This is a genomic window from Polaribacter tangerinus, from assembly GCF_038024095.1.
Taxonomy (GTDB): domain Bacteria; phylum Bacteroidota; class Bacteroidia; order Flavobacteriales; family Flavobacteriaceae; genus Polaribacter; species Polaribacter tangerinus.
The window spans coordinates 523,024-541,735 of the sequence record NZ_CP150668.1 but is presented as its reverse complement, the minus strand read 5'-3'; the positions used below and the strand labels follow the sequence as shown (position 1 = coordinate 541,735).

At 31.7% G+C, this 18,712-nt stretch carries 20 protein-coding genes; 4 read left to right on the top strand and 16 right to left on the bottom strand.

The genetic code is table 11. The features are described from left to right. Nucleotides 1-2 precede the first annotated feature (2 nt). Nucleotides 3-1,985 (bottom strand): ATP-dependent zinc metalloprotease FtsH, encoded by a 1,983-nt coding sequence (gene ftsH / locus WHD54_RS02455; RefSeq protein ID WP_088323077.1) that lies wholly within the window; start codon nucleotides 1,983-1,985, stop codon nucleotides 3-5. A 23-nt stretch (nucleotides 1,986-2,008) separates the two neighbouring features. After that, nucleotides 2,009-2,377: a ribosome silencing factor gene (gene rsfS, locus WHD54_RS02450; protein ID WP_088323076.1), complete on the bottom strand. Its 369-nt coding sequence runs from the start codon at nucleotides 2,375-2,377 to the stop codon at nucleotides 2,009-2,011. 87 nt (nucleotides 2,378-2,464) lie between these two features. On the opposite strand from rsfS, the gene WHD54_RS02445 reads away from it, so the two are divergent. Beyond that, nucleotides 2,465-3,196, top strand: coding sequence for a biotin--[acetyl-CoA-carboxylase] ligase (locus WHD54_RS02445; RefSeq protein WP_088323075.1), 732 nt, complete (start codon nucleotides 2,465-2,467; stop codon nucleotides 3,194-3,196). Here the strand turns inward: WHD54_RS02445 and WHD54_RS02440 are convergent. Together WHD54_RS02440 and pyrE are read right to left on the bottom strand one after the other, a co-directional pair. Beyond that, on the bottom strand, nucleotides 3,193-3,582 hold the full coding sequence (locus tag WHD54_RS02440) for an orotate phosphoribosyltransferase (RefSeq protein ID WP_088323074.1): 390 nt from the start codon (nucleotides 3,580-3,582) through the stop codon (nucleotides 3,193-3,195). The genes WHD54_RS02445 and WHD54_RS02440 overlap by 4 nt on opposite strands. A gap of 13 nt (nucleotides 3,583-3,595) precedes the next feature. After that, nucleotides 3,596-4,237: an orotate phosphoribosyltransferase gene (gene pyrE / locus WHD54_RS02435; protein WP_088323073.1), complete on the bottom strand. Its 642-nt coding sequence runs from the start codon at nucleotides 4,235-4,237 to the stop codon at nucleotides 3,596-3,598. Here pyrE and WHD54_RS02430 point away from each other — a divergent pair. Beyond that, nucleotides 4,236-4,841 (top strand): NUDIX hydrolase, encoded by a 606-nt coding sequence (locus WHD54_RS02430; protein ID WP_233130960.1) that lies wholly within the window; start codon nucleotides 4,236-4,238, stop codon nucleotides 4,839-4,841. The two genes, pyrE and WHD54_RS02430, sit on opposite strands and share 2 nt — an antisense overlap. 48 nt (nucleotides 4,842-4,889) lie before the next feature. Then, entirely contained in the window at nucleotides 4,890-6,551 is a 1,662-nt protein-coding gene (locus tag WHD54_RS02425; RefSeq protein ID WP_088323072.1) for a SulP family inorganic anion transporter, read from the top strand. A 121-nt stretch (nucleotides 6,552-6,672) separates the two neighbouring features. Here the strand turns inward: WHD54_RS02425 and WHD54_RS02420 are convergent, their stop codons facing one another. The 4 genes from WHD54_RS02420 to WHD54_RS02405 all read right to left on the bottom strand — a co-directional run bounded on the left by WHD54_RS02420 (nucleotide 6,673) and on the right by WHD54_RS02405 (nucleotide 9,954). Then, on the bottom strand, nucleotides 6,673-7,401 hold the full coding sequence (locus WHD54_RS02420; protein WP_088323071.1) for a head GIN domain-containing protein: 729 nt from the start codon (nucleotides 7,399-7,401) through the stop codon (nucleotides 6,673-6,675). A 99-nt stretch (nucleotides 7,402-7,500) separates the two neighbouring features. After that, nucleotides 7,501-9,177 (bottom strand): PspC domain-containing protein, encoded by a 1,677-nt coding sequence (locus WHD54_RS02415; RefSeq protein WP_088323070.1) that lies wholly within the window; start codon nucleotides 9,175-9,177, stop codon nucleotides 7,501-7,503. Further along, on the bottom strand, nucleotides 9,170-9,514 hold the full coding sequence (locus tag WHD54_RS02410) for a PadR family transcriptional regulator (protein WP_088323069.1): 345 nt from the start codon (nucleotides 9,512-9,514) through the stop codon (nucleotides 9,170-9,172). Before WHD54_RS02410 ends, WHD54_RS02415 begins: the two co-directional genes overlap by 8 nt. Nucleotides 9,515-9,522: 8 nt before the next feature. Next, nucleotides 9,523-9,954 (bottom strand): DUF4870 domain-containing protein, encoded by a 432-nt coding sequence (locus WHD54_RS02405; protein ID WP_088323068.1) that lies wholly within the window; start codon nucleotides 9,952-9,954, stop codon nucleotides 9,523-9,525. Between the two features lie 153 nt (nucleotides 9,955-10,107). On the opposite strand from WHD54_RS02405, the gene WHD54_RS02400 reads away from it, so the two are divergent. Further along, nucleotides 10,108-10,560: a DUF4442 domain-containing protein gene (locus WHD54_RS02400; RefSeq protein WP_088323067.1), complete on the top strand. Its 453-nt coding sequence runs from the start codon at nucleotides 10,108-10,110 to the stop codon at nucleotides 10,558-10,560. A gap of 41 nt (nucleotides 10,561-10,601) precedes the next feature. On the opposite strand, the gene WHD54_RS02395 is transcribed toward WHD54_RS02400, so the two are convergent. From WHD54_RS02395 to WHD54_RS02360, 8 genes are all read right to left on the bottom strand, one after another. Then, a complete protein-coding gene (locus WHD54_RS02395) occupies nucleotides 10,602-11,306 on the bottom strand; it encodes a DUF4369 domain-containing protein (protein ID WP_088323066.1) in 705 nt (234 codons plus the stop codon). A gap of 41 nt (nucleotides 11,307-11,347) precedes the next feature. Then, nucleotides 11,348-12,652 carry a DUF819 domain-containing protein gene (locus tag WHD54_RS02390; protein WP_088323065.1) on the bottom strand — a complete coding sequence of 435 codons (1,305 nt, stop codon included), beginning with the start codon at nucleotides 12,650-12,652 and terminating at the stop codon, nucleotides 11,348-11,350. Between the two features lie 5 nt (nucleotides 12,653-12,657). Further along, nucleotides 12,658-13,332: a DUF2490 domain-containing protein gene (locus WHD54_RS02385; protein WP_088323064.1), complete on the bottom strand. Its 675-nt coding sequence runs from the start codon at nucleotides 13,330-13,332 to the stop codon at nucleotides 12,658-12,660. A gap of 6 nt (nucleotides 13,333-13,338) precedes the next feature. Continuing rightward, entirely contained in the window at nucleotides 13,339-16,533 is a 3,195-nt protein-coding gene (locus WHD54_RS02380) for a WD40/YVTN/BNR-like repeat-containing protein (RefSeq protein WP_088323063.1), read from the bottom strand. A gap of 149 nt (nucleotides 16,534-16,682) precedes the next feature. Then, a complete protein-coding gene (locus tag WHD54_RS02375) occupies nucleotides 16,683-16,847 on the bottom strand; it encodes an Arc family DNA-binding protein (RefSeq protein WP_088323062.1) in 165 nt (54 codons plus the stop codon). Between the two features lies 1 nt (nucleotide 16,848). Beyond that, the gene (locus WHD54_RS02370; RefSeq protein ID WP_088323061.1) at nucleotides 16,849-17,769 is read right to left on the bottom strand and encodes an alpha/beta hydrolase family protein; all 921 of its coding nucleotides are present in this window, start codon (nucleotides 17,767-17,769) and stop codon (nucleotides 16,849-16,851) included. Further along, the gene (locus WHD54_RS02365) at nucleotides 17,769-18,215 is read right to left on the bottom strand and encodes a DUF1648 domain-containing protein (protein ID WP_088323060.1); all 447 of its coding nucleotides are present in this window, start codon (nucleotides 18,213-18,215) and stop codon (nucleotides 17,769-17,771) included. The genes WHD54_RS02370 and WHD54_RS02365 overlap by 1 nt, the downstream gene beginning before the upstream one ends. Further along, on the bottom strand, nucleotides 18,199-18,711 hold the full coding sequence (locus WHD54_RS02360) for a hypothetical protein (protein WP_198943135.1): 513 nt from the start codon (nucleotides 18,709-18,711) through the stop codon (nucleotides 18,199-18,201). The genes WHD54_RS02365 and WHD54_RS02360 overlap by 17 nt, the downstream gene beginning before the upstream one ends. Between the last annotated feature and the right edge of the window lies 1 nt (nucleotide 18,712).

Sequence of the window (18,712 nt, the reverse complement as noted above, 5' to 3'; positions counted from 1 at the left end):
AATTATTCTTCTGGTGTTTCTGCAACAGGAGCAATATCTTCTTTTTCTTCAATTATTTTACTCTTTTTTTCTATTACTTCTTCTTCAAAAGGTCTCTTTCCAAATATTTTTTCTAAATCGTCTTTAAAGATAACTTCTTTTTCTAAAAGTAATTCTGCTAATGTAGTTAATTTTTCTTTGTTTTTTTCTAATATTTCTAGAGCTCTGTCATATTGTGCTTCTATCATTTTAGAAATTTCACCATCAATTGTCTTTGCGGTGTCCTCGCTGTATGGTTTAACAAAAGAATCGTTACCAGAAGAATCGTAATACGTTATATTTCCTACTTGGTCATTTAAGCCATAAACGGTTACCATTGCTCTTGCTTGTTTGGTAACTTTCTCTAAATCACTTAAAGCACCGGTAGAAATTTTATTAAAAATTATTTTTTCTGCGGCTCTACCTCCCAATGTAGCACACATTTCATCTAACATTTGTTCTGTTTGAACAATCATTCTTTCTGCAGGTAAATACCATGCGGCACCTAAAGATTGGCCACGAGGTACAATGGTTACTTTTACCAATGGTGCTGCATGTTCTAACATCCAGCTAATAGTTGCATGTCCTGCTTCATGAAATGCTATTACTTTTTTCTCTTTCGGTGTAATAACTTTGTTTTTCTTTTCTAAACCGCCAACTATTCTATCAACTGCATCTAAAAAGTCTTGGTGGTGTATAGATTGTTTTCCGTTTCTAGCAGCAATCAATGCAGACTCGTTACACATGTTAGCGATATCTGCACCCGAAAATCCAGGTGTTTGTTGTGCTAAGAATTCTACATTAACATCATCGGCAAGTTTTAAAGGTTTAATGTGAACATCAAAAATTTCTTTACGTTCGTTTATGTTTGGTAGGTCTACATAAATTTGTCTATCAAAACGACCTGCTCTCATTAATGCACTATCTAATACATCTGCTCTGTTGGTAGCAGCAATTACTATTACGTTGGTATCTGTACCAAAACCGTCCATTTCTGTTAATAGCTGATTCAGCGTATTTTCTCGCTCATCATTACCACCTGTCATGCTGTTTTTACCACGCGCTCTTCCAATAGCATCAATTTCATCGATAAAAATAATGGAAGGAGATTTTTGTGCCGCTTGTTTAAATAAATCTCTAACTCTAGAGGCGCCAACACCAACAAACATTTCTACAAAATCTGAACCAGATAAAGAGAAAAAAGGAACTCCGGCTTCACCAGCAACTGCTTTTGCTAATAATGTTTTTCCTGTACCTGGAGGTCCAACTAATAATGCTCCTTTAGGAATTTTACCTCCTAATGAAGTATATTTGTCTGGGTTTTTTAGAAAGTCCACAATTTCTTGCACTTCTTCTTTTGCACCTTCTAAGCCTGCTACATTTTCGAATGTAGTCTTTACCTTTGTGTCTTTGTCAAATAATTTTGCTTTCGATTTTCCGATACTAAAAATTTGTCCACCTCCACCAGCACCAGCACCACCGCCAGACATTCTTCTCATAAAAAACAGCCAAATTGCTATTAGTATAATAAAAGGTAAAAAGCTAATAAATGTATCTAGAAAGCTAGTTCTGTCCTTATTATCGTAAATAAAATCTAGGTCATTTTCTGTTCTTAGTTTATCTACTGTTTCTTCAAAGTATTTCTGATCACCAAAATTATACTCATACAAAGGAGCTCCCTTTCTGTAAAATGTATTATTGATTAATTTTTGATATTTTGCTTTTTTTAGTGATTCATCTTTTATGTATATTTCAGCTACACTTTTGTTTATTACATAAATTTTTGCAATATCGTTTTCATTTAAAACTTCAAAAAATTCATTTTTTGATATTTTTTTAGAAGCTAAATCACCACTACTAAAAAACTGAAAACCAATTAGTAGTAAAAATACAGCACCATAAATCCAGTAAGCATTAAACTTAAATTTAGGAGCATTATTGTTGTTGTCTTTGTTAGAATCTTTCATGTGTTTTTTAAAATCAAAAAAGTTTAAGCTTGTTTTATTTCTGTAATTTTTGCATCACCCCAAAGGCTTTCTATATCATAAAATTCTCGAATATGCTTTTGAAATACATGTACAACTACATTTACGTAATCCATTAAAACCCATTCTGCATTGACTTCGCCCTCTACATGCCATGGTTTGTCTTTGATTTCTTTACTTACAAATTTTTGAACTGCACCAGAAATTGCACTTACTTGCGTATTTGAGTTTCCTGAGCAAATAATAAAATAATCGCAAACGGTATTTTCTATCTCTCTTAAATCTAGTAATTGAATATCTTCTCCTTTAACGTTTTCAATTCCTTGAACAATTACAGCAATTAAATCGTCTGTATTAACTTGTTTGTTAGCCATTAACTTTTTTCTAATTTAAACGCAAAGTTATTATTTTTTTGCGAGTATTTTACGTATTATTGAACTAGTTTACACTTTATTTAACAATTGAAAATAATCAAACTTAATGCCATCGACTCTACCAATTCTTTTTTAAAGAAATTGGCGCAAGATTCTACCCAAGAAAATGGTACTATTGTTTTGGCAAATGAGCAATTAAGTGGTCGTGGTCAGATGACAACTAGTTGGGTTTCTGAGCCTTTTAAAAACCTGACTTTTAGCTTTTTGTTTTATTTTGACAGACTTTTAGTATCGCAACAAAAGTATTTAAATTTTGCTACTTCATTGGCTGTTTACCAAGTGCTTTTAGAGGAAGGAATTCCTAATTTATCTATCAAGTGGCCTAACGACATTCTGTCAGCAAATAAAAAATTATGTGGCATATTGATAGAAAATATTTTAAAAGGTTCTAAAATTTCTTATTCAGTTATTGGTATTGGTTTAAATGTGAATCAAACAGAATTTCCAAGTAGTATAGGTAAAGTTACATCGCTAAAATTATTGATGGGTAAAGAGTACGAATTACCATCTATTTTAGAAAAAATATCTTTTCGTTTAAATAGTTTGTTATCCTCTTTATCGAAAGATACATTCGAAGTTTTAGAAAAGAATTATTTAAATTCACTTTATAAAAAAAATACCACTACTATGTTTAAAGATAATAATGGTAAATTGTTTATGGGGATTATACGGGGAATTTCTACTACCGGAAAACTGCAAATAGAAGTAGCTAATAGCGAAATATTAGAGTTTCAAATTAAAGAAATTTCTTTTCTTTAAAGTGTTGCAATGTTTGTGGTTAGTGTTTCAACAAACTTGTTCAATGGTTTTTTTATCATCATTGCCATCATAGCATTAAATTCTCCATTAAATAAAAGCTGAACACTCGTTTCATTTTCAGATATTGAAGTTAACTCTGCAGCCAAGGTAAATGGAAGTTTACTGCTTGCTGCGCCTAGTGTAATATTTGAAAATGGTGTTTTTTCTTTCAGAACTAATCGAATTTCTGGCATGCCAGGCAATCCAAATAAAAAAGAATCTCCGTCAACTTCAAATTTCTCGATATTTTCGGGCATTATTTTTTCAAAATTATTCAAATTGCTAAAAAAAAGAAAAGTATCTTCTTGAGATTTTACAACCGTAACTTTATTTCCTTCAATATTCATGTTTTTCTTTATTTTATTGTTTCCAGGTACTTGGGTTTTCTCTCCACTCTTTTAGCGCTACAACTTCTTTTTCGGTAATGTAGCTACTATCTAAGGCTTGCTCTAAAAGATTTTCGTAATTGCTTAGAGTAACTAAATTTAAGTTCTTTTCTTCAAAGTTTTTAGAAGCAACCTCAAACCCGTAAGAAAATATAGCCACCATTCCCTTCACTACTGCACCGGCTTCTTTTAATGCATCAACTGCATTTAAACTACTTTTACCAGTACTAATCAAATCTTCAATTACTACCACATTTTGTCCGCTTTCGAGATGTCCTTCAATTTGGTTTTTGCGACCATGCTTTTTTGGTTCTGGCCTAACATATATAAAGGGAACACCTAACTCTTGCGCAACCAAAATACCAATAGCAATTGCACCTGTGGCAACACCAGCAATTACATCTGGTTTTCCATATTCTTTCTCAACAATTTTTGCAATTTCTTCTTTCAAGAAAACACGAACTGGAGGATATGAAAGCGTAACTCTATTGTCGCAATAAATAGGAGAGTTCCAACCAGAAGCCCATTTAAATGGACTCGTAGGATTTAACTTTATCGCCTTTATTTGCAATAAAAGTTCAGCTGTTTTTTTTGCCGTATCTTTGTTTAAATTCATGCTGCAAATGTATAAAGTTTTTGTAAATGATAGCCCAATAATTTTAACAACTTCTCAAAAAAATGAGAATAATTTTCCGACCCTAGTTTTAGAAGATTGTTCTTTAGAAGACCTCTTTTATGAACTACAAGAAAACCGACTTAATGGCGTAAATTTATATACTCCTGATTTAGAGATTGGTTGGGCGGTTTTTAATTGTTTTTTTGTAAAAATTTCTGCTGCCGGCGGTCTCGTTTTAAATAATGCTGAAGAGGTTTTATTTATATTTAGAAATGGTAAATGGGATCTTCCAAAAGGTAAAATAGAGGTAAATGAAACAATAGAAATGGCCGCTATTCGAGAAGTAGAGGAGGAGTGTGGTATTCAAAACATAAAACTTATCAAGCCATTATTAACAACGTATCACCTTTATTTTTACAAACAAATTATTCTAAAAGAAACTTTTTGGTTTTTAATGTCTTCAGATGATAATAATACGCTTACTCCACAATTAGAAGAAGGCATAACAAAAGTAAGCTTTAAAAACAACGAGCAAGCATCGATTGCGTTACAAAATTCATACAAAAATATACTCTTAGTGTATGATACTTACTTGAAAATGTGATAATCCCAAAAAACCTACTATCTTTGCCGACTTCAAAAAAGGGACAAAATGACAAATTTTATCAAAAAAATTACACCAAACGCAAAAGATGATGTTTTAGCAGGAATTACCGTATCATTAGCAATGATACCAGAGGTAGTTGCTTTCGCATTTGTAGCACAAATAGATCCTTTAGTAGCACTTTCCGGTGCTTTTATTATAGGACTGATTACAGCTATTTTTGGGGGGAGACCTGGGCTTATTTCTGGCGCAGCTGGTGCGGTAGCGGTAATTTTTGTAAGTATGATAGCAGATGGGCACACCAAAGGAATGCTCTTTGATACACCTGTTGATAATATGGGATATTTTTACCTGCTAGCATGTGTTATTTTAATGGGACTGATACAAATTTTAGCAGGTGTTTTTAAAATCGGAAAGTTTGTTCGTTTAATTCCGCATTCTGTAATGATGGGATTCGTAAACGGTTTGGCAATTGTAATTTTTTGGGCTCAAGTAAAAATGTTTTCTCACAAGCAATTGCAGGTTTCTTCAGACGGTGTAAAAAATTATGTGAGCACATTTATGCAAGGTACCGAACTTTATACAATGATTGGTTTAGTGGCTTTAACTATGGGTATTATTTGGGTGTTGCCAAAAATAACAAAAAAAATACCAGCCTCTTTAACTGCAATTTTAATTACAACTTTTGTAGTGGTAGTATCTGGTTTAGAGGTTTCTACTGTAGGTTCTTATATAATTGAAGGTGGAGGAACAGGTTTAAAAGGAGAGTTTCCAACTCCAAATACAGAATTATGGCAATATTTGCCATTTAACTTAGACACTTTACTTTTTATTTTGCCATATGCATTTTTGGCAGCCTCTGTAGGCTTAATCGAATCTTTAATGACTATGAATTTAGTAGATGAGCTTACAGAAACTAGAGGAAATGGGAATAGAGAATGTGTAGCGCAAGGAGCAGGTAATATTTTAAGTGGTCTGTTTGGGGGCACAGGAGGATGTGGAATGATTGGGCAGACTGTAATTAACATAAATGCCGGTGGTAGAGGAAGGCTTTCTGGTATTATGATGGCTTTAACTCTCTTAACGTTTATTCTTTTTACAGATAAATTGATAGAGCAAGTACCAATTGCAGCGTTGGTTGGTGTAATGTTTATGATGGTTATAGAAACATTTGCTTGGTCTAGTTTTAGAATTTTAAAGAAGATACCAACCTCAGATGCGTTTGTATTAATTACGGTTTCTGCTGTAACAGTAATATTTGATTTGGCAATTGCTGTTTTTGTGGGAGTGATTATTTCTGCCCTAGCTTTTGCTTGGGAAAATGCAAAGAAAATTAGAGCAAGAAAGCGTTACAGAGAAGATGGAACTAAAATATACGAAATTTGGGGACCATTATTTTTCGGAAGTATTGCAGCTTTTAATGAAAAATTTGATGTAAAATCTGATCCAGAATTTGTAGAAATAGATTTTGTGGAGGCAAGAGTTTCAGACCATTCTGCTATTGAGGCTATTTTTGCATTGGTAGAAAAATATCAGGCAGCTGGTAAAAAAATAGCTTTAAAGCATTTAAGTGAAGATTGTAAAATTTTATTGCACAAAGCTTCGCCTGTTTTTAAAGATATAATTATAGATGATATTGATGACCCTAGATACCATTTAGCTGCAAATCCAGAAGATTTTCCAAAACCTTTGGGAGAGTATAAGTTTTAGATAATATATAAAAAGTAAGCGCTGTTTTTTTACAAAAACAGCGACTTACCAATTTAACTAATAAAACCAAGTATTAGTAAAATTATAGGAAGTTAGCTTTCCTATAAAAAATTAATTATTTTTAATTTCTTTTAGAAACACTTCCTCCCGAAGATGTTTTTTTGTTAATCTTAGAAGGACTTCCATCAAAATCAATATCTCCACCACTAGATGCATTTGCTTCAATTTTTTCTGTAGCAGTTACGTTAATATCTGCACCGCTCGAAACCCTAGCAATTACATTTTTACTCTCTAACTTATAAGCATCTATAGAACTTCCGCTAGATGCTTTTGTAGCGTGGTTAATTGCATTTCCAGAAATTTTAATATCTGAACCACTTGAGGCGCTAGTAGACACATTTTCTGCAGCAATACTTATATTTATATCTGCACCACTACTTGCCGAAATGCTTATTTCATTTGTGTTTATGGTGTTTTCTGAATACACATCACTTCCGCTAGAGGCTTTTAAAAGTGAAAGTTCTTGAAGCGTAACGTATACTTTTCTGGCAGAAGATTTCCATATATTTTCTTCGGTGTATATTTTTAAAATCCCATCTGAAATAGAAGTTTTTATGAGTTTCTGTAGGTTTTCGTCTGCCTCTACAATAATTTTATTTTTGTTTCCTTGTGTAATGTACAAGTCTATTCCTGCGCTTACTTTTATGCCAGAAAAAGGAGCTGAAGGCTTTCTTTCTTCAGTAACAATATTTCCGTTTCCACGAATGCCGTTAAATATATCTGCACCACATGAACTAAAAACACTAGTTACTAATAAGGCGATTAAAAATTGATGGATAGTTTTTTTCATTTGATTGTTTTTAATGATTTGTTAAATATCATAATTAAAGACGCAATTATTACATAAATAGTTGCTTAGTTGTTGTTTTTTTGAGTTGAATTGTAAATTCTACCATTCTTTACTAATCGAATTATCTTTAGTATCGGTAATACAGTCTGTACATTTTAGTGTTTTGTCGGTCATCATAAAATAATGACTTCCCATATCAGTATCATAAATATTTTCTTCATTTTTAACATCATCTAAAAAGTTTTTGATAGAGTCGTCGAAGTAAACGGTAGTTGCTTCAGGAATAAAAAATGTAATCGCAATTTCTTCGTCTTTAAAAAGATTGCTAAGGTCGGTTAGGAAATAGCTATTTAAAAGTACCTCATTATTATAAATCTCAAAATTATAGGCAATTTTTTTTGCATTTATGTTTGCATCTGCGGTGCTTTTACCATTAGATTCCTTTTGAATTATAAAGTAGGCTTGGTTAGTAGTGCTTCGTTTAACATCTACACCAATGTTATTTGTATAAATTAGTTCTGTATTTTTTACGGTAATTTTGTATTTTCTAGCACTAGTTCTAAAGTTTTGTTGATAATAAATAGTGTCATCATTTTTCATTTTTAACACCAACGTATCTTTTTTTGCAAGAATTAAATTGTTTTTTTCGATGTGTTTGCCATCAAATGCTTGCGTAGTTGCATATTCTATACCAGTAAAAATAATGGCCAACAAACATAGAATCCAAATACCTAATAAGGTTAAAGAAGTTGTTTTATTAAACTTTTTTACGTTGTTAGATAAAATTCTTAATCCGAGAACAAACAATACTACAAAAGGAATTGCTGCAAGTACAAAACTTACCACTGTTAAGAGCCAAAGCGGTAAAGTAGCATCGTAAAAAAATGGTGGATATTGAACTATCTCTCCGTTAAAATTTAAGAACTCTAGGCTCCCCACAGAAAATCCTCCTATAGTAAGAACTAGAATTACAGCTGCAGCTATAAATACTAATAGAATGCCTATTAGTTTTCCGATTACTTTAAAAAATACAAGAAAAATTTTACCAATGGTGTCTAAAAAATCTTGTAAACCATTATTTTTTTTTGTTTTTGCTGAAAATTTTTGATGCACTTTTTCTGAGAATTCGTTTGCTCCTTCTTTCAATTTTTCGGAAGCAGAATTTGCCGCGTTTTTTACAGACTCAGAAACATGAGTAAATTCTTCTCTAATTTTTTTTTCTATATTATCAATATTTACTGGTTCGCCTTCCATTTGCAATTTTTCGGCTGTTGTTTTTGCCTCTGGAAGTAAAATCCATAAAATAATATAGATAAAAATACCTGCTCCTAAGCCAGCTAGTGTAGATACCAAGAAGGCCAAACGAATCCATATACTATCAATATTAAAATAATGAGCAATTCCGGATGCTACACCTCCTAAGAATTTATCTTCGCCATCTCTAAAAAGTTTTTTCTTATTTTGGTTGTTTCTTTGGTAAGCGTATTTCGTATCAGAATATCCTTCTTCTGCTTCGGCATAATCTTCTGGTTGCCCCATAATGGCAATAATATCTTCAATATCTTTTTCGTTTACTACTTGTCTACTATCGGTAATTTTTTCTGATAGTAACTCGCTAATTCTTGCTTCTATATCTGCAATTATTTCGTTTTTACCTTGTGAATCTTCACTTAAAGATTTTGCAATCGATTCTAAATAACGTCTTAGTTTTTGGTATGCAATTTCATCAATATGAAAAAAGAATCCGCCTAAATTTATATTTATTGTTTTATTCATTGTGGTTTGGTTTTGTGCTAATTACTTGGTTTACTGCGTTTAATAAATTACTCCATGTTTTGTCTAATTCTTTTAAAAAAAGGCCTCCGTTTTCTGTTAAAACGTAATATTTTCTTGGTGGTCCAGAGGTAGATTCTTCCCACCTATAACTTAGTAAACCAGCATTTTTTAATCGGGTAAGCAATGGGTAAATGGTACCTTCTACAACAATCATTTCTGCACCTTTAAGTGTAGATAGAATTTCGGAAGTATAAGCATCTCCTTTTTTTAGGATTGATAATATGCAATACTCCAATATCCCTTTTCTCATTTGTGCTTTTGTGTTCTCTATTTTCATGAATTGCTTTATTTTATAAATTTAATGGTAAAAGGGTATGAATACTGTTCTCCATCTTTAGCTTTTATGGCTCCAATAATTACCAAGGCTATACCTATTAAATAGATAATACCCGTTATGAGTGCAAAACTTGTAATTTTAATAATGTAGCTACTACTAAAATCTACATCTAAATTAAAAGTACCAAAATCGTTTATATTTCTAAAAAAAGATCCGATAGCAAAGGGCAGAAAAAGCACACCAATTATTAGAACATATAATGTATAACTTAAGTTAAAATTTACTACTTCTTTGCCTTGTTCATCTAAAAAGTTACTTCTATCTTTTAATGTTTGCCAGGCAATTAGAGGGGTTATTATATGACCAAACGGAAATATAAACCCAGCAAATGAAGATATATGTATTAAAAAAGCATTGGTATTCTCATTGTTGTTTTTCATAATTTATTTATATATACTACTTTCTTATGCAAATATATGTTTAAAAAAAGGTATTATGTATAGCATAGTACTGTTTTAACATTTATTTAACATTTTTCATATATTATTATGTATTGATTTAAAAAGTATTAAATTGCCCTAAATAGTGTTTTTATGAAGATTACAGTTAAGAGAATACACTTATTTATGTTTTTAAAATTGCCTTTGGCTTTTTTAGCAGGAGTTCGTGTAAAGGATATTTCTGAAAATAGAGTAGTAGTTTCTATTAAACATAAATGGATAAACCAAAATCCTTTTAAGAGTATGTTTTGGGCGGCACAAGGCATGGCTGCAGAAATGAGTACTGGGGTTTTGGTAATGAAAGCGATTGCAGTATCTAAAGAAAAAGTTTCTATGCTAGTTATCCAACAGGAAGCTAGTTTTTTTAAAAAAGCTACCGGAAAAATTGTTTTTTCATGCGATGGTGCAACAGCTATAAGTAAAGCCATCCAAAACTCTAAGGAAACTAAAGAGGGACAAACGTTTTGGTTAACGTCTGAAGGTAAAAATGAACTAGGAGTTGTAGTCTCTAGATTTGTTTTTCAATGGAGTGTTAAAGTAAAATAATAGGCAAAAAAAAACCGATAATTATCGGTTTTTTGGAGGTGTTATTTTTCTGAATTAGATTTTATGCTTTTTATAAACTTATCTAAACGCTTACCATAATCGGAGTTTTTAACTTTTGGTGTCAGAGAGTTGTTTATAGTATCTAACAATTTAACATTTGCGTCAAATAATTCTGTTAAAGCTATAAAAGGAGCTGCTTCTGAGTTTGGATTGGAAAGTGCAAAATTTGTGGTGTATAAGTATTTTCTTCGAATCATGTTAGAAAAGTCTTTTTCTAATTTCTTAAGTAAATCTTCATCATTCGCTTTTTTTGCTTCAAATTCTTTCTTTATAAACTCTAATCGCTGATTTTTAAATTTAGAATTTACTTCTAGAAACTTATTAAAAACAAGCTGGTTTTCTGAACCTTTTATTTCTGGCGAAATTCCAAATAAATCTATATTATCGTTAATAGTAATGGTGCCTTGGTTTCCAAAAAATAAAATTCTACGGTTTGTAGTGTTTCCGTTAAAAGTTAAATAATAAATTACAGGAGAATCAACATTATCAGACAATCTAAAGTTTCCATCACCAAAAACGGCAACAGAATCAACAGATGTTAATAGCGTATCTTTCATTTTTTGAAGATATAAAGTGCCTTTTTTTAAACCTTTTATATTTCCTTCAACAATCATATTTCCTTCCTTTTTAGAGGAACAAGCAAAAGCAAAAGCTGCCAATAATACTAAAACAATAATTTTCTTCATTTAATTTAAATATTTTGATGCACAAATATGCTGATTTTTATTTAAAGTGTTGCCGATAATTCTAATAAAATAGTACATAAAATTGCACCAATGGTTCCTATTGCATATCCAAAAACAGCCAATAAAACACCAACGGTTGCTAATGACGGATGAAATGCTTGTGCCACAATTGGAGCAGAAGCTGCGCCACCAACATTTGCTTGACTTCCTACTGCTAAAAAGAAATAAGGGGCTTTAATAATTTTTGCAACTAAAATTAGTAATCCTGCATGTATTCCCATCCATACAAGACCCACAGCAATTAGGCCTAAATTGTCTAATATCATTGCTAAATCCATTTTCATTCCAATAGTGGCAACAAGAATATATATAAACACACTGCCTAATTTACTTGCACCTGCTCCTTCATAATTTTTTGCTTTTGTAAATGATAAGAGTATGGCAACTATTGTAGAAATACTAATGAGCCAGAAAAATCCAGAGCCAAGAAATGAGAAAATATTACGCCATGTTTGAGAGCTTAGAGAGGCCACAAAATCAGCAAAAAAAACGCTTATATATTTGGCAGCAAAATGTCCGAAACTCACTGTGCCAAAAGCTATAGCTAACATAATCATTAAATCTGATAAAGAAGGGTTTCTTTTAACTTTTTGGGTAAATTGAGACACTTTATTTTTTAATTCTTCAATGGCTGTATTATCTGCTTTTAACCATTTATCTATTTTTTCTTTTTTACCAATTCCTATTAAAATAATTGCCATCCAAATGTTGGCAACCACAATGTCTACAAAAACCATTGCGCCATATTTTGCTGGATTGTATTTGTAAATTTCGAGCATAGCTGTTTGGTTAGCTCCTCCACCAATCCAACTTCCTGCTAATGTAGATAAGCCTCTCCAAACAGCATCAAAATCTGCGCCGCCTACTGTTTCTGGTGAGAATATAGAAATTAATAATACAGCTATTGGTCCTCCAATAATAATACCAATAGTTCCTGTAAAAAATAGGATTAATGCTTTTGAGCCTAGGTTAAAAATAGCTTTTAAATCGATGCTTAGTGTCATTAAAACCAATGCTGCTGGTAATAGAAATCTACTAGCAATGTAGTACAATTCAGATTTTCCTTTTATAATTTCTCCTGCTGCGTTCGTACTTTCCCATTCTGGGGATATGATACCAAAAGTGGTAAATAGTGCCGGAATAAAATAAGCCATAAATAAGCCAGGAACAATTTTATAGAACTTAGACCAAAAGCCACTCTTTATATTTTCGGTATAAAAAACAAAGCCTAAACTAATCATTAAAATACCAAAAACGATGGCATCACTTGTAAATATTGGTTGCATATTTATTATTTTTTTCTGTGTATAGTATTTAATATAACTCCTAATTGTATTCTTTTAAGAATTTTTGAAGGGGTTTTTATTTGAAAATAGCCAATTCTAAGTTTCAACTGTTTATTCAATTTATTTATAATTCCGCCGCCTGTCCAATTTTGTGCAAATCTTTTTGAGCTATCTAAGTTCATGAAAATTTCATTAAAAACGTCAATACTCCAGTTTTTTGCAAATGGATATTGAATATTTAGGTCGTATCGAATCCAGTTTTTAGTTTCATCAATAGTTGTGTTTTTATGAATAAAGCGGTGTTCTAATCTAAAACGATGTTTTGTTTTTAGATTGCCCCATTTAGATGTTAAAAAAAAATCTTCATACAATCTCCATTCGTAAAGATGTGGAGAAGGAATGTCAAATATTAAATCTGCTTTAGCATAGCTTACACCTAAAGTTGTACTTGTTTTTTTAGATATTTTGTAGTTAACTCCTAGTCTATATATTTCTTGTTGAAACTTACTTATAAATTTAAAATATCGAAAATGTGCCATTGTTTTTATGGCAAATTTATCAGTCAACGTATGCGAACCATTGTACATATACCAGGCTCCTAATTGGTTTTCTGGTTTTTTTTGTGCTTGCGTTTTGAAAATAGAAAAACACAAGCACAAAATAAAAGCAATATTTTTCATTTAACTTTAGTAGGTGTCAAAAATAACGGTCTCTTTAAAAGGAGATATCTTAATATTTTCGGTTTTTTGTTTAAAGTTTACCCAATCATTATTAAAAAATGAATTGGTTTCGGAAATTGCCTTGTTAAATTCTTCTTTAAATTGATTCATTAATACTTTTTCGGTAGTAGTTTGCTCGCCAAAACGAGAACGAATGTAACTACTTGCTTGTCCGAAACGTTGGTTAACTGTAATTTCTGGGTTTCTTGTAATTCCTTGTCGTTTATCTATACTTCCTAAAAACTTTGCTATTAACGTATCTATTTTTTTTACAATCTCTTTAGTTGTTTTAATTGGATCTTTATATTTTTCTTTGTTCTCGTTAGTTAAAGCTGTTTTAATTTTGTTTGCTGTATTTTTACTTTCAACTAATTGTTTTACAGCAGCTGCAATTTTTTCTTGATATTTTTCAAGTTCTTTGCTTGCTGTATATTTTTGGTTGATTGCTTTTTCTGAAATTGACAACCTAGGGTCAAATTCAACATTAATATTTTGTTCTGCAACTTCACTACCAAAAGTCATTTTTAAACGATAAGTTCCTGGTTTTACAGTTACTCCAGCTGGTTCTCTGGTAGATTTTCGGATGCTTCTAGAAGCGCGCTCTACTCCTTTTTCCCTTAAAAACCAAGTAGTTTTATGGATTCCGTTTTCTTTCGGAGTTTTAAATTTTAAAGTTCTAATTTGTCTGTTACCATCAAAAATTTCTAGTTTAATGGAGTCGTATTTTACTTTTTGTATGTTTTTCTGAGAACTTTTGAGCGTTTCTTTTTTGTTAGTTTCTAATTTTTCTAGTTCGGGTTTGTTAATGTAGTAAGAAATAATGGCACCACCATTTCTATTTTCACCTTGGTACATAGCATCTGCTCCAAATCTACTTCCGGTAGGTTGTTGAGTTGCAGTTTGGTAAGCTGTTGGAGGTTCGAATAAGTGTAATTTTTTTATTGTTGCATTTTTAGTTGCCAATGCTCTTAAAGGTCTAATGTCATCTAAAATCCATGCAGCTCTACCAAAAGTACCAATCACTAAATCGTGTTCTCTAGGGTGTATTACGAGATCTTTTACAGGTACAGTTGGGAAACCTTGCGTCCATTTTGTCCATTTGTTACCGGCATCAACAGAAATATACAAACCGTCATCAGTACCTAAAAACAGTAAATTTTCATTTTCTGGATCTTCTATTATACAAAGTGTGTAACTTTCTACGTCATTTTGGTCTACAATTCGCTCCCAAGTTTTACCATAGTTTTTGGTTCTATATGCATATGGTGTGTAATTAAAACGCCTATAGTCGTTGGCTACTAAAAGTGCCTCTCCTTTATTTTTATTAGATGCTTTTATTTGGGTTATCCAGCTATTTTCTGTGAGTCCTTTAATGTTACTAGCTACATTCGTCCAAGTTTCTCCTCCGTTTTTAGTAATATGAACTTGTCCATCATCAGTAGCAGCCCATAAAACATCTTTTTCGAGAATAGTAGGTTCAATTACTAAAATGGTGCAGTGGTTTTCTGCCCCAGTGGCATCCATAGTTAAGCCACCACTTTCTGCTTGTTTTAGTTTTTCGGGATTATTAGTTGATAAATCAGGTGAAATCACATTCCATGTTAACCCTTTGTCTGTAGATTTATGAACAAATTGACTACCAAAATAGAGCGTATTGTTATCAAACGGATCTATATTTATGGCTGCATTCCAGTTAAATCGAAGTTTAACATTGGCGTCTTTATGTGTTGGTTTTACAGAGTAATTATTACCAGTTATATAGTCATATCTTACAACGGAGCCTTGCTGACTCATAGACCATCCGTAGCGAGAATCATCTTTGTCGGGTACTACATCAAAACCATCACCAAAACTAATTTCTTGCCAATACGAATTTCTAATTCCTTGTGCTTTCCAAACATAAGCAGGTCCTCTCCAAGAACCATTATCTTGCATACCTCCGTAAACATTATAAGGGTATTCATTATCTACATTAATATGATAAAATTGCGCCACAGGGATATTACCAATAAAGCGCCAAGACTTTCCGCCATCTCTAGTAATATTAAGTCCACCGTCGTTACCATCTATCATAAATTTACCATTTTTTGGATGAATCCACCAAGCATGATGGTCTGGGTGAACGCCATTATCTACGCCATAAGCAGGCATAAGTTGTTTGAAATTTTTACCACCATCTTCTGACACATTTACGTATGTAAAAACAGTGTAAAGGCGATTTTCATTTTGTGGGTCCACATAAATTTCTGAATAATAAAAAGGTCTGTTACCAATACCTGGTTTATCGTTTACTTTTTTCCATTTAAAACCTCCGTCCTCGCTTTTGTAGAGGGCATTTTTTTTGGCTTCAACTAAAGCATAAATAATGTTTGGTTCGCTAGGAGAAATGGCAACGCCAATTCTGCCTAATTCTCCTTTTGGGAAACCCTCTTTCTCGGTTACTTTTTTCCAGTTATCACCACCATCATGGGTAATGTATAAACCACTTCCTTTACCACCAGACTTAAAAAACCATGGTTCTCTTTTATGTTCCCACATTGCTGCTATTAATTTATTAGGATTTTTTGGATCCATAATTAAGTCTGCAGCTCCAGATGTAATGTTGGTAAACAAAACTTGTTTCCATGTTTTTCCACCATCAATTGTTTTGTATACACCACGTTCTTTGTGTTCTCCCCAAGGCGATCCTATTGCACCCACATAAACTATATTTGGGTTTGTTGGGTCGATAACCACTCTATGAATATGCCTTGTTTTTTCGAGACCCATAGCTTGCCATGTTTTTCCAGCATCTATAGATTTGTATATTCCATAACCACCATTTAAGCTATTTCGTGGATTACCCTCGCCTGTTCCTGCCCAAATAACACTAGGGTTCGATTGCTGTATGGCAACAGCACCAATAGAGGCTGTAACTTCTTTTTCGAAGATGGGCTCCCATTTAATTCCTCCAGAGGTAGATTTCCAAATACCACCAGAGGCAGTTCCTACATACATTATTTCGGGGTTATTTTCTACAACATCTATTGCAGTTACACGACCAGACATTCCGCCAGGGCCAATGTTTCTTGGTTTCATGTTTTTTACTAAATCCATAGAAAACTCTTGTGAAAAGAGTAATGTAGTAGCACATAAAAATAGGAGTGTGGTTAGTTTTTTCATAAAAAAAAGTTTGATAATTTTATTTAATAGCGAACAATATACAAAATAGAAAACGCTCAATAAAAATTGAGCGTTTATTTTAACAAAAATTACAACTACTTTTATAATTGTAATGGTTATTATTTTAATTATTTAAAGTTATTATTTGACTAATCTTCTTTGTTTTTTGGGGTTCTTTTGGCTTCTTTTAAAGACTGCATAAGCATCCATTCTATTTGCCCATTAGTTGAGCGAAATTCATCTGCAGCCCATTTTTCTATAGCTTTTAACATTTCTTCATTAACACGCAGTGCGAAAGCTTTCTTTTTTGACATTCTATTTTTTTATAAATTGTACTACAACTTCAATTAGTTTTTCTGAAATAGGAAATTTATCGGAATAATAAGAACTCATATTTTCACTATCCGAATTAATTTCTTTTAAAACATGGTTCATATTTTTTATGATGACAAGTTTTGAAGATGGTTTTGCTTTCTTTAAAAGGTTGGCATCCTCTATTTTTACTTGCAGCTCTTTATCTCCCTGAACAATTAGTATAGGAGTCTTTATTTTTTTTATTTCCTTAGCTGGGTTATATTGCATCCAAGAATATAAAAATGCTTGAATTTGTTTTGCGAAAATGCTTGTTAAAAACAGATTAACTACAGCTATTTTCCCTTTTACTTTTAAAGTGTCGAATTGTTTTTTTGCTGCTTCTGCTAAAGTTGAATTGTTTTTATTTAACTGCTTAACAATTGTTTTGTCTATTGTTTCTCCTGTTCCTGCAATAGATACGAAACCAGCTGTTTTTTCTTTTGTTAACATGGCAATTAGGGAGCCCTGACTATGACCCACTAAAAATATTTTAGAAAACCTGTTGTCTTTTTGGAAATATAGAATAACTTCATCTATATCTTTTGCAAAGTCTGTTATTTTAGTCTCTTTTAGAAAATCTTTATTTTTTGGATTAGCGCTTCTTTTGTCGAAACTAAAAAAGGCAATATTTTTTTTGTTTACTGCGCTTCTAAACTGCTGTATATAATTTGCTTTAACAGGAGTTTTGGGCTGATTTCCGTTTCTGTCTATATTTCCTGAACCATGAACCCAAATAATTAAAGGAGTTTTTTCTTCATAAAAAGAAAGTGTACCTGGAAGTTCAATCTTTTTGTTGTGTATTGTTATTTCTTCTGTTTTTAATTGTGCCGAAAAGTCAGAAATAACAGACAGAAAAATAATTAAAACGATTATTTTTTTCATTACGATTTTAAATTATTATAAATAAATGAAAATAAAATAGTTAAATATAAGCCCGTTATAGCAATAAAAGCATAGCTAAAATAGCTAAGGTTTAAATGTATGTTTTTTGTTTTTTCGATAATACAAATAACTAGAAGAAGTGTTGTAATAGATAAATAAGGATGTATTAATAGTATAACTGTTTTTTGAGCTTGTATAGTTTTTAATTTAAGCTTTATAGTGTTTTGTTGTTTAGAAATCCAATAAATTAACAAATGGAGTGTAGTAAAAATAGTTGGTATAAACCAAATTCTAATTTTAGGGTCATATCTATTTATATTTCCATAAAAATCTAAATGACCAACAATTTTTAATGGTAATTTGGAATAAGATATTGCCGTGTAAAACCATGTAATTATTAATGTTGATACACTAAAGAATATGATTATTTTATGCAATTTCATCATTGGTTGTTGCTAGGTATGTTTTTAAGATTTGTATTGCTTTTTCTTTATTTTGCGTTCCAATTAATAGTTTCTTACTATTTTGTAGTTCTAATTGAATACCAATATCTCCAGATACATTTATACATTTTCCTTTCCCTTTATTCCAAAAAGCACCGCCTTTCAATCCCCAGCCACCATATTCACCTATCGGATCGTAAGTTCTTACATATGCCTTTTTAATGTCTTGCCATTTTATAATTCGGTATTTTAAATGAAATGGAAAGAATTGATAATGAATTCCAATTTCATCAATTCTAGTTTTTAGTTTGAAGAAGAAAATAAAGCAAGTTGAAGCAATTATAGCCAGTAATGTTCCTATAAACTCATTGCTAGTCGTGGTGTTATTTTCACTTAAAAACTCTTTTGAAACAACTGTTATTGGTACAATTAAACTAATGGCTAAAAGAACAATTAACCATGTTTGAGTAAAGCGCTGTTCTTCTATAAAAATTTTCATG

What these genes read in the sequence shown, in the direction of transcription:
- WHD54_RS02385 (WP_088323064.1), bottom strand. Translation starts at nt 13,332, where the DNA reads ATGAAAAATATTGCTTTTATTTTGTGCTTGTGTTTTTCTATTTTCAAA.
- WHD54_RS02415 (WP_088323070.1), bottom strand. Translation starts at nt 9,177, where the DNA reads ATGAATAAAACAATAAATATAAATTTAGGCGGATTCTTTTTTCATATT.
- ftsH (WP_088323077.1), bottom strand. Translation starts at nt 1,985, where the DNA reads ATGAAAGATTCTAACAAAGACAACAACAATAATGCTCCTAAATTTAAG.
- WHD54_RS02375 (WP_088323062.1), bottom strand. Translation starts at nt 16,847, where the DNA reads ATGTCAAAAAAGAAAGCTTTCGCACTGCGTGTTAATGAAGAAATGTTA.
- WHD54_RS02425 (WP_088323072.1), top strand. Translation starts at nt 4,890, where the DNA reads ATGACAAATTTTATCAAAAAAATTACACCAAACGCAAAAGATGATGTT.
- WHD54_RS02360 (WP_198943135.1), bottom strand. Translation starts at nt 18,711, where the DNA reads ATGAAAATTTTTATAGAAGAACAGCGCTTTACTCAAACATGGTTAATT.
- rsfS (WP_088323076.1), bottom strand. Translation starts at nt 2,377, where the DNA reads ATGGCTAACAAACAAGTTAATACAGACGATTTAATTGCTGTAATTGTT.
- WHD54_RS02420 (WP_088323071.1), bottom strand. Translation starts at nt 7,401, where the DNA reads ATGAAAAAAACTATCCATCAATTTTTAATCGCCTTATTAGTAACTAGT.
- WHD54_RS02400 (WP_088323067.1), top strand. Translation starts at nt 10,108, where the DNA reads ATGAAGATTACAGTTAAGAGAATACACTTATTTATGTTTTTAAAATTG.
- WHD54_RS02405 (WP_088323068.1), bottom strand. Translation starts at nt 9,954, where the DNA reads ATGAAAAACAACAATGAGAATACCAATGCTTTTTTAATACATATATCT.
- WHD54_RS02395 (WP_088323066.1), bottom strand. Translation starts at nt 11,306, where the DNA reads ATGAAGAAAATTATTGTTTTAGTATTATTGGCAGCTTTTGCTTTTGCT.
- WHD54_RS02440 (WP_088323074.1), bottom strand. Translation starts at nt 3,582, where the DNA reads ATGAATATTGAAGGAAATAAAGTTACGGTTGTAAAATCTCAAGAAGAT.
- pyrE (WP_088323073.1), bottom strand. Translation starts at nt 4,237, where the DNA reads ATGAATTTAAACAAAGATACGGCAAAAAAAACAGCTGAACTTTTATTG.
- WHD54_RS02380 (WP_088323063.1), bottom strand. Translation starts at nt 16,533, where the DNA reads ATGAAAAAACTAACCACACTCCTATTTTTATGTGCTACTACATTACTC.
- WHD54_RS02365 (WP_088323060.1), bottom strand. Translation starts at nt 18,215, where the DNA reads ATGATGAAATTGCATAAAATAATCATATTCTTTAGTGTATCAACATTA.
- WHD54_RS02410 (WP_088323069.1), bottom strand. Translation starts at nt 9,514, where the DNA reads ATGAAAATAGAGAACACAAAAGCACAAATGAGAAAAGGGATATTGGAG.
- WHD54_RS02370 (WP_088323061.1), bottom strand. Translation starts at nt 17,769, where the DNA reads ATGAAAAAAATAATCGTTTTAATTATTTTTCTGTCTGTTATTTCTGAC.
- WHD54_RS02430 (WP_233130960.1), top strand. Translation starts at nt 4,236, where the DNA reads ATGCTGCAAATGTATAAAGTTTTTGTAAATGATAGCCCAATAATTTTA.
- WHD54_RS02390 (WP_088323065.1), bottom strand. Translation starts at nt 12,652, where the DNA reads ATGCAACCAATATTTACAAGTGATGCCATCGTTTTTGGTATTTTAATG.